Source organism: Vreelandella lionensis (assembly GCF_044543515.1).
Taxonomy (GTDB): Bacteria; Pseudomonadota; Gammaproteobacteria; order Pseudomonadales; family Halomonadaceae; genus Vreelandella; species Vreelandella lionensis.
The window spans coordinates 23,954-32,562 of sequence record NZ_JBITWC010000035.1 but is presented as its reverse complement, the minus strand read 5'-3'; the positions used below and the strand labels follow the sequence as shown (position 1 = coordinate 32,562).

At 56.5% G+C, this 8,609-nt stretch carries 7 protein-coding genes; 3 read left to right on the top strand and 4 right to left on the bottom strand.

The annotated features are described in order from the left end of the window. Nucleotides 1-331 precede the first annotated feature (331 nt). The gene (lldD, locus tag ACIGG6_RS17005) at nt 332-1,495 is read right to left on the bottom strand and encodes an FMN-dependent L-lactate dehydrogenase LldD (protein WP_399846171.1); all 1,164 of its coding nucleotides are present in this window, start codon (nt 1,493-1,495) and stop codon (nt 332-334) included. 336 nt (nt 1,496-1,831) lie between these two features. Here lldD and ACIGG6_RS17000 point away from each other — a divergent pair, with 336 nt between their 5' ends. Genes ACIGG6_RS17000 through ACIGG6_RS16990 form a run of 3 tightly spaced genes read left to right on the top strand, consistent with a single transcriptional unit; the run spans nt 1,832 to nt 5,893 of the window. After that, nucleotides 1,832-2,602 (top strand): GntR family transcriptional regulator, encoded by a 771-nt coding sequence (locus ACIGG6_RS17000; protein WP_253505170.1) that lies wholly within the window; start codon nt 1,832-1,834, stop codon nt 2,600-2,602. Further along, nucleotides 2,599-4,518 (top strand): sensor histidine kinase, encoded by a 1,920-nt coding sequence (locus ACIGG6_RS16995; RefSeq protein ID WP_399846167.1) that lies wholly within the window; start codon nt 2,599-2,601, stop codon nt 4,516-4,518. The genes ACIGG6_RS17000 and ACIGG6_RS16995 overlap by 4 nt, the downstream gene beginning before the upstream one ends. Then, nucleotides 4,511-5,893 (top strand): sigma-54-dependent transcriptional regulator, encoded by a 1,383-nt coding sequence (locus tag ACIGG6_RS16990; RefSeq protein ID WP_399846165.1) that lies wholly within the window; start codon nt 4,511-4,513, stop codon nt 5,891-5,893. Before ACIGG6_RS16995 ends, ACIGG6_RS16990 begins: the two co-directional genes overlap by 8 nt. On the opposite strand, the gene ACIGG6_RS16985 is transcribed toward ACIGG6_RS16990, so the two are convergent. The 3 genes from ACIGG6_RS16985 to ACIGG6_RS16975 all read right to left on the bottom strand — a co-directional run bounded on the left by ACIGG6_RS16985 (nt 5,869) and on the right by ACIGG6_RS16975 (nt 8,575). Further along, nucleotides 5,869-6,540 (bottom strand): metal-dependent hydrolase, encoded by a 672-nt coding sequence (locus ACIGG6_RS16985; protein WP_399846163.1) that lies wholly within the window; start codon nt 6,538-6,540, stop codon nt 5,869-5,871. The two genes, ACIGG6_RS16990 and ACIGG6_RS16985, sit on opposite strands and share 25 nt — an antisense overlap. Nucleotides 6,541-6,630: 90 nt before the next feature. After that, nucleotides 6,631-7,182, bottom strand: coding sequence for a gamma carbonic anhydrase family protein (locus tag ACIGG6_RS16980; RefSeq protein ID WP_253505162.1), 552 nt, complete (start codon nt 7,180-7,182; stop codon nt 6,631-6,633). Between the two features lie 52 nt (nt 7,183-7,234). Then, on the bottom strand, nt 7,235-8,575 hold the full coding sequence (locus ACIGG6_RS16975) for a sodium-dependent transporter (RefSeq protein WP_399846160.1): 1,341 nt from the start codon (nt 8,573-8,575) through the stop codon (nt 7,235-7,237). Between the last annotated feature and the right edge of the window lie 34 nt (nt 8,576-8,609).

Genomic DNA, 8,609 nt, shown 5'->3' with positions numbered 1-8,609 from the left:
ACCTGATCAAATTGTTAAAGAGCTGTTTCGCTGTGCTGGCTCGATGACCTGAACCGTGTTGCCTCAGCGAGGAAGGCGTATTCTACGCACTTCCTAGTGTTTGTCAACCGCTGTTTTCAGCGAGTGAAGCGAGCGATCTAAACGACAACAAGATGGCTCTAACTTCCTGACAAACCAGAGGTTTTTCAACCTCTTTTACCGCTGGCAACGCTGGGCGTCCCCGGCAGCGGATGCGTACTTTACGGATTCGCGGCCGGGTTGGCAAGAGGGTTTTGTAAAAAAACTCCAATATTGTTCTGATACCTTATAGCGCCACTTTAACAGCCCTCTATTAAGAGGACTGGTTAATAGCAGCAATACCACTAGATACCAGCGATTCCGAGCTAAGGTCGGCAATGGTTCGCGCCCCAGTCAACGTCATTGCTACCTTCATCTCTTTCTCAAACAGCTCCAGCAGGTGAGCAACGCCCGCCTCTCCTGCCGTGGCCAATGCATAGATAAACGCACGGCCTATTAATGCAGTGTCTGCCCCCATGGCAATCATCCGCACCACATCTAACCCGCTGCGCACCCCAGAGTCGGCCAAAATCGCCAGATCACCTTTAACAGCATCGGCAATGGCGGGCAGCGCTCGCGCGGTAGAAGGCACACCATCTAACTGCCGACCGCCATGATTCGACACCACAATGCCATCGGCACCAAAACGCACCGCATCGCGAGCATCTTCAGGGTCAAGGATACCCTTGATAATCATCGGGCCATCCCAGAACTCACGAATCCACTCAAGATCCTTCCACGAGATCGCGGGGTCAAAGTTATTGCCAAGCCAGGCAATGTAATCCTCAAGCTCTGTGGGCTTACCTCGGTAATCAGACACATTGCCAAGGTCGTGGGGGCGACCATGAATACCAACGTCCCACGCCCATAAAGGATGCATTGCTGCCTGCAGCATGCGCTTCATAGGGCCATTCTTACCGCTCATTCCAGAGTGAGCATCTCGATAGCGCGCACCGGGCACCGGCATATCGACGGTAAAAATCAGTGTTTTCACGCCTGCCTCTTTCGCCCGCTCCAGCACGTGCTTCATAAAGCCACGATCTTTCAGTACATAAAGCTGAAACCAGATAGGGCGCTCCACAGCGGCGGCCACTTCAGCAATCGGGCACACTGATACGGTAGATAGTGTAAAAGGTATTCCCTTTTTCGTTGCCGCACGCGCTGCCTGCACTTCACCACGTCTTGCGTACATTCCTGCCAAGCCCACAGGGGCTAAGGCAACAGGCATCGCCAGCTTTTCACCAAACAGCTCGGTTTCTAGTGAGAGCGACGACATATCTTTCAGCACCCGTTGGCGCAGCGCGACATCGCGAAGGTCATCAACGTTACGTCTTAGCGTATGCTCTGCGTACGACCCGCCATCGGCATAGTGAAAGAGAAAGGGAGGAAGGCGGCGCTTAGCAGCTTGCCGGTAGTCCGTGGAGGCTGAAATGATCATGACGGGCCCTGTGCAATGGAGGCGTTCTTATAAGTAGCCATTAAGAGTAGGCGTTAATTCGCTAACGAGGGTTTTACAATCACGCACACCGTTAACATCAACACGCCTGCGACCAAACCAATATTGGTATTACCAATTTACAAGAGTAACTTGTCAACGTTAATGAGATGACACGAGCGTGTCAAACGAAGATGGCTGCCAGCGCGTCTTAAGCGCCTATACTTTAGTTCAAATACATAGGCTGCTTGATAATTGCCCATGAACGCCGCCATGACGCTTGAGCAAGATAATGAAACGCTCTATTATTGGTCTTACCAATTAAAGGAGCATTTTTCAATGACCTATCCACCGCTCCGCCAGCAGCGCCTCGCCGATGTCATTACCGAGCGCTTAGAAGCCATGATCCTAGAGGGCAGCCTAAAGCCTGGCCAGCGTTTGCCGCCTGAAAGAGAGCTTGCCGAGCGTTTTGGCGTCTCGCGGCCATCGTTGCGAGAAGCGATTCAAAAACTGGCGGCTCGCGGCCTGCTCACTAGCCGCCAAGGTGGCGGTACGTTCGTGAACGAGACGCTGAATAACGGCTATACCGATCCGTTGTTGGAAATGCTCTCCCGCCATAATGAGTTCCATTTAGACCTGCTGGAATTCCGCGATGCCATGGAGGGAATTTCTGCCTACTACGCAGCCCTGCGCTCAACGCCTGCCGATAAAGCCGTGCTGATCCAGCGATTTGAAGAGCTTGACGGTGGCTTTGTGGGGGCCGATCCGGCTCAGGAAGCAAAACTAGACGCCGCCTTTCACCTAGCTATTGCGGAGGCCGCCCATAACGTTCTGCTGCTTCACACGATCCGAGGCATTTTTCATCTGCTGGAACAGAGCATCGTGGACAATTTGGCGCATCTGTTTGCCAAACCCGACTCACGCACCCAATTGATGAAGCAGCACCGTGCCTTGCTAGATGCCATTTTAGAAGGCCGTGCTGAAGATGCTCGCACCCGCGCCCATGAACACTTGGTGTACGTGGAAGAGGGCCTGCTTGAAATGGCCAGAGCCGAAACACGGGCTCAGCGTGCATTACGCCGTGCCCAGGGCACCAGCAACCCGGCATGAGCAGTCATCTCAGCCCTACCGCGCGACGCTGGCGTCTGCTATGGCTTATCGCCATTCCCGTTGGGCTACTGCTGTTTATGTGGCAGGCGGCCCAGCTCGCTCGTGAACAGGCACTTTCGAATCTTCAGGATGATGCCGAGAACGAGCTACGCCTCTCCGCGGCCAACTTGAACGGCTATCTGCTGCGCTACGACTACCTGCCACAAATGCTCGCCACGCGTGAAGGCGTTCAGCGCTTTTTGGACTCTCCTGATAGCCAAGACCCTATGCCGCTCAACCTGCTGCTGGATCGCTTTCGCTTTACGTCGGGAGTCTCAGATGTCTACTTGCTTGACCGGAATGCCGACACCATTGCCGCCAGCAACTGGCATCGCCCCAACACCTTCATTGGCCAGAACTATTCTTTTCGCAGCTACTACTCGGATGCCATCGCAGGCGGCCAGGGACGATTTTTTGGGTTAGGCATCAAGTCTCTGGAGCGCGGTTACTACTTCTCCTCACCGGTTTGGTTGGATGATACCTCTCCTGATGCCAAGCCGGATGGCGTGATCGTCGTCAAAGTGCTGCTTGATGATGTCGAGGAGAGCTGGGCCGAGCAGGACGCCGAGCTGTTCGTCACCGACAGCGACAACATCATCTTTATGGCCAGCCACCCCGAACTGCGCATGAACGCTCTCTATCCGCTGAGCGACGAGCAGCGCGACGCGCTCCGCGAAACCCGCCGTTATGCCATGGAGCCGCTAACGCCGTCCGGGATTCAATTGAATACCCCATACGGGCCCGGTAGTTACCTAGTGAGCTTTGCGCATGGCCCACTCAGCGGCGGGCGCTATTTAAGCCTAACGCGGCCGATTCCTGAGTTTGGCTGGCAAATGCATATTCTCAAGCCACTGACACCGGTCATGAACGCCCAGTGGATTGCTGCCTTCATGGCGGGAGGACTCTACGGCGTCATCGCCCTAGCAGGGGGCATTGGCTGGCAACGCCTGAGACTACGCCGGGAACGTGAAGCGTTTGCCGAGCGGGAGCGCCAAACGTTAGCCCGCGTGCGAGATGAGCTTGAAGTCAGCGTCGAGCGTCGTACCCGCGACTTAGTCGCCAGCAACCAACGCCTCTCTGATGAGATTGAAGAGCGCCGGCGCGCCGAGGCCAACTTACGCCAAACTCAGGACGAACTTATTCAAGCCGCGAAGCTGGCCGTGCTTGGGCAATTAGCCGCCGGGATTAACCACGAACTCAACCAACCTTTAGCAGCGATTCGTGCCTATGCTGAAAACGCACGGCGCTTTATTGAGCTATCGCGGATTGAGAGCGCCGACGCCAATTTAGCGCAGATTGTTGAGCTCACTGAACGAATGGCCGATATCAGCGCCCAGCTACGCCAGTTCTCTCGCAAAAGCAGCGAGCGCCAAGAAACCATCTCTGTCCAAGCGTGTATTGAGTATGCGCTACGCCTCTTCCATAGCCGACTACGCGATGATGGTATCCGTGTGGTTCAACAGTGGCCTGACGAGACTCTCTGGGTCAAAGGTGACTTAGTACGCTTGGAGCAAGTACTCGTTAACTTGATAGGCAATGCCGTACAGGCGATGAAAGAAGCTAAACAGCCTGTCTTAACCCTCAGCGCCGAGATCAGTAAAGAGCAAATCACCATTAGCGTGTTGGACAGCGGGCCGGGGATCGCGACCGACCACCTTGGGCATATTTTTGAGCCTTTTTTTACCACCAAAGCACCTGGTAGCGGGTTAGGGCTAGGACTCTCTATTTCCTCGCGTATTATGGAAGATCTTGGCGGCAAGCTGCAGGCCACGAATCTCGCGATGGGTGGTGCCTGTTTCACAGTCACCTTGCCACGCTCAACGGCCCCGGAGCCCTCTACTGCCCGTCTAAAACAGGAGAATCAACCCCATGCATGAGCCGTCGACGCTGCCGGTCATGGTGATCGACGACGAACCGCATCTGCGTATCACCGCCAGCCAAACGTTAGAACTTGCGGGCTATACGCCCCACTGCTTTGAATCGGCCGAACAGGCCCTAGCCGCTCTGCCACCTGATTTCCCAGGCGTGATTGTCAGCGATATCCGCATGCCGGGCATGGGTGGTATGGAGTTGCTGCATGAGCTGCATAGCCGCGACGCCACTCTGCCGATCATCCTGATCACCGGCCATGGCGATATCTCCACCGCCGTGGAGGCGATGCGGGCAGGCGCCTGGGATTTTCTGGAAAAGCCTTTTGCTGGCGACCAGCTGCTGGATGTGGTGAGACGTGGCATCGAAAAGCGCCAGCTAAGCCTTGAGAACCTGCGTTTAAAAGCCGAGCTGGAAGTTCAGCAGGCCGCGCTCGGCCCCCGCCTAGTAGGGCGTACCCAGGTAATCTCCCGGCTTGCCGCGATGATTCAACGCATCAGCCAAGTCGAAGCCGACGTGCTGCTGTTTGGCGAAACGGGTACCGGCAAAGACCTGGTCGCACGAGCCATTCACGAACGTAGCGCCCGGCGTAACAGCCCCTTTATGGCGATTAACTGCGGTGCGGTGCCGGAAAACACCATTGAATCTGAGCTGTTTGGCCATGAGAAAGGCGCGTTTACCGGCGCCGTTGAACGGCGCATTGGCAAGTTTGAACACGCCAATGGTGGCACGGTCTTTTTGGATGAAATTGAGTCGATGCCGCTGGCCCTGCAGGTGAAGCTGCTGCGCGTGTTGCAAGAGCGCAGCGTGGAGCGCCTAGGGGCCAACGAAGCCGTGCCGCTCAACATTCGGGTCATTGCGGCCACCAAGGTAGATCTTAAAGTCGCCGCTGAAGAGGGCCGCTTTCGCGAGGATCTTTACTACCGACTGAACGTCGTGACGCTACCGCTGCCTGCCCTGCGGGAAAGACGGGAAGATATCCCGCTGCTGTTCCAACACTTTGCCGTGGTCGCCGCCAACCGCAGCGGCCTGGAAGCGCCCACCCTGGATAGCCACGCAGTAGCGGCCCTGCTGGCCCACGACTGGCCGGGAAACGTCCGCGAGCTGCGCAATCTAGCGGAACGCTACGTGCTGTTAGGCGCAGCGTTTGACTACCGCCTGGATGTGCTGCTGGAAGGCGGCGCGGCAGATACGCAAGAACCCACTCTGCCGCGTCAGGTAGAGCTATTCGAGAAGAGCTTGATCAGCCAATCGCTGGCCCGCCACCACGGCCGCGTTACCGATGTCTGCCGCCACTTAGGCATTCCCCGCAAAACCTTTTACGACAAGCTAAAGAAACACGGCCTTAGCGCAGACGACTACCGCCACAGCAGCGAACCCTGATGAAACAGCTCTAGCAGTACGCCCCAAGGCGGCACCCACGGGGTCAGTACCAGCAGCGCAATTAGCATCAATACGTTGGAGAGGGGACGACGGCCATCGCCCAGCTTAAGCGCCGTACCAAACGAGCGCTTAAGTCGCGCCCCTTCCAAGTCAACGCTAAACAGCTCATCTAAGCTCAGGTGAATGAGGAATCCAAACAACACCGCCGCCCCATGGGACCACGCTAACCACGCTGGCTGGGCCAGCAAATGGTAGCTCAACGCGGCGGTGGCTAACGCACACAGCATTGCCGCCATCAACGAATGCCAAATCCCCCGATGAACAGTCAAGCGCGAAAACAGCACGGACGCTAAATAGCGCACTGAAAAATAGATGCCACCACACGCCACCAGCAGCAACCCAGGGGTTAACCACGGCTGCAGCAACAGCACACCCAGCACCAGCGAAGGCACTGATAAAATATTAAAAATCAGCCGGATAGAGCGAGAACGGTCAGCATCAATGTCGGGGAGAATACCGCCAAAGGCCACCAGGGCAATGACTAGCAGGGCTTGTGGAGCTACCCACCACTGCGCCTGCCAGCCAACGTAAGCCATTAGCGTGCCGCCCGCTGCTGCAACCGTTATATGCGTGCGAAAATTAGCCATGTCGCGGCACCCTAGAAAACTGGATAAATTACCAGATTTTCAGTGCGCGCAACATGGCTATGTTAGAAAAAAGAGTGGTAAGGCAAACGCTTAGCGTGCTTCGGCGGCTTCCATAAGGAACTGATCTTTTAACTTAACGTAATTGCCTGCGGTGTAGGGGAAGAAAGCCCGCTCTTTCTCCTTAAGCTGGCGCAGCGCCTTCGCTGGGTTACCGGCATAAACGTAGCCGCTTTCCAGCCGTTTACCCGGTGTCACCACCGCGCCAGCGGCAATAATCACCTCGTCTTCAACCACTGCGCCATCCATCACAATCGCGCCCATGCCCACCAAAATACGGCTGCCTAGCGTGCAGCCATGCAGGATGGCTTTATGGCCGATAGTGACATCATCGCCAATGGTGAGCGGAAAACCATCGGGGTTGAAGTCACTTGCGTGAGTGATGTGCAGCACGCTGCCATCTTGAACGCTGGTGCGCGCACCGATGGTAATGCGGTGCATATCGCCACGGATCACCGTCATTGGCCAGACTGAGCAGTCATCGCCTAGCGTGACATTACCGATGACTACGCTGGCGGGATCGATGTAGACACGCTCACCCAACTGCGGCGAGACTCCTTGATACGTCCTTAGGGCACTGCTCATGGCACACTCCTCTAAAGCATTTCGCGTTTCGTGACGACGCGGGATGACAGCACTATAGCAACCCACCGAGTAGAACAATAAACGTCAGTGGAATCGAGACCCAGCGAACGATATTGCGCCACATGACATAGCCACCATCACCTACGCCCAGCGCTTTCACGACCAGTGCTTGCGGCATCACCCAAGCGGCAAAGGTAGCAATCAGCAAACCACCCAAGGGCAGGAAAATATCGGGCGGAATACTGCTCACCAGTTCGAACACGTTACGCCCGAACAGCGGCCTAAACTCGGCCAGCGTCGAGAACGAGAATGCCGATAGTAGGCCAAGAAGCCAGACACTGATCGCCACCACGGCGGTCGAGATACTGCGCCGCCAGCCCAGCCCCTGCAACGTGGCCACCATCGGCTCGGCAAGGTTGATCGCCGAGGTCCAGGTGGCCAGCAGCAGCAGCAGGAAAAATACGCTGAGCCAGAACGAGCCCCAGGGCAACTCGGAAAACGCGATGGGCAGCGTCACGAACATCAGCCCTGGTCCATCGGCGGGGTCCATGCCCTGGGCAAACACCACCGAGAAAATCGCAATGCCCGCCAGCAGCGCCACGCTAATATCCAGCACCGTCACGGCAAAGGCCGCCTTCGGCAGGCTCTGCTCATCGGGCATATAAGCCCCGTACGCCATCAGCGCACAGGCACCGACTGCCAGCGTAAAGAAGGCATGGCCCATGGCATGCAATACGACCGCGGGCGTCACGTCCTCGAACGAGGGCAGAAAGAGCCACGACAGCGCGGTACCAAAGCCCGACGTAGTAGTGGCATAAATAGCTAATAACAACAGCAAACCGTATAGCAGCGGCATCAGCAAGTTGTTGAGCCGCTCGAGCCCTTTGGCCACCCCGGCTGCCACCACCGTCATGGTCATGAAGAGGAACAGCGAGTGATTGAAGATCAGCAGCCCAGGATTCGCCAGAAACGCGTCGAACCCTGCACCGATCTCAGCGGCACTGGCGCCGTCAAAATTGCCGTTCACCGAAGCGACTAAAAACTCAATCGACCAACCCGACACCACCGAGTAAAACGACAAAATACAGAACACCGTAAACGCACCAAACAGCCCCAGCCAGCGCCAGTACCGGGAAGCCCCCGCTTCTGACGCCAATGCGCCTAAGGCTTGCATCGGCCCGCGCCGCCCGGCACGCCCAATGAGGATTTCCGCCATCATCACGGGAATACCCAACAACAGCACAAACCCCACGTAGATCAACAAAAAGGCGGCGCCGCCGTTCTCCCCCGCGACATACGGAAAGCGCCAAATATTACCCAGCCCAACCGCAGCACCTGTTACCGCCAAGATAAAGGCCCGCTTCGACCCCCAGCGCTCTAGCGTTTCACTCATCACTTGCTCCTGCCATGGGTGGCACTTATTGGTG

Coding starts and splice junctions, on each gene's coding strand:
- lldD (WP_399846171.1), bottom strand. CDS start 1,495: ATGATCATTTCAGCCTCCACGGACTACCGGCAAGCTGCTAAGCGCCGC.
- ACIGG6_RS17000 (WP_253505170.1), top strand. CDS start 1,832: ATGACCTATCCACCGCTCCGCCAGCAGCGCCTCGCCGATGTCATTACC.
- ACIGG6_RS16995 (WP_399846167.1), top strand. CDS start 2,599: ATGAGCAGTCATCTCAGCCCTACCGCGCGACGCTGGCGTCTGCTATGG.
- ACIGG6_RS16990 (WP_399846165.1), top strand. CDS start 4,511: ATGCATGAGCCGTCGACGCTGCCGGTCATGGTGATCGACGACGAACCG.
- ACIGG6_RS16985 (WP_399846163.1), bottom strand. CDS start 6,540: ATGGCTAATTTTCGCACGCATATAACGGTTGCAGCAGCGGGCGGCACG.
- ACIGG6_RS16980 (WP_253505162.1), bottom strand. CDS start 7,182: ATGAGCAGTGCCCTAAGGACGTATCAAGGAGTCTCGCCGCAGTTGGGT.
- ACIGG6_RS16975 (WP_399846160.1), bottom strand. CDS start 8,575: ATGAGTGAAACGCTAGAGCGCTGGGGGTCGAAGCGGGCCTTTATCTTG.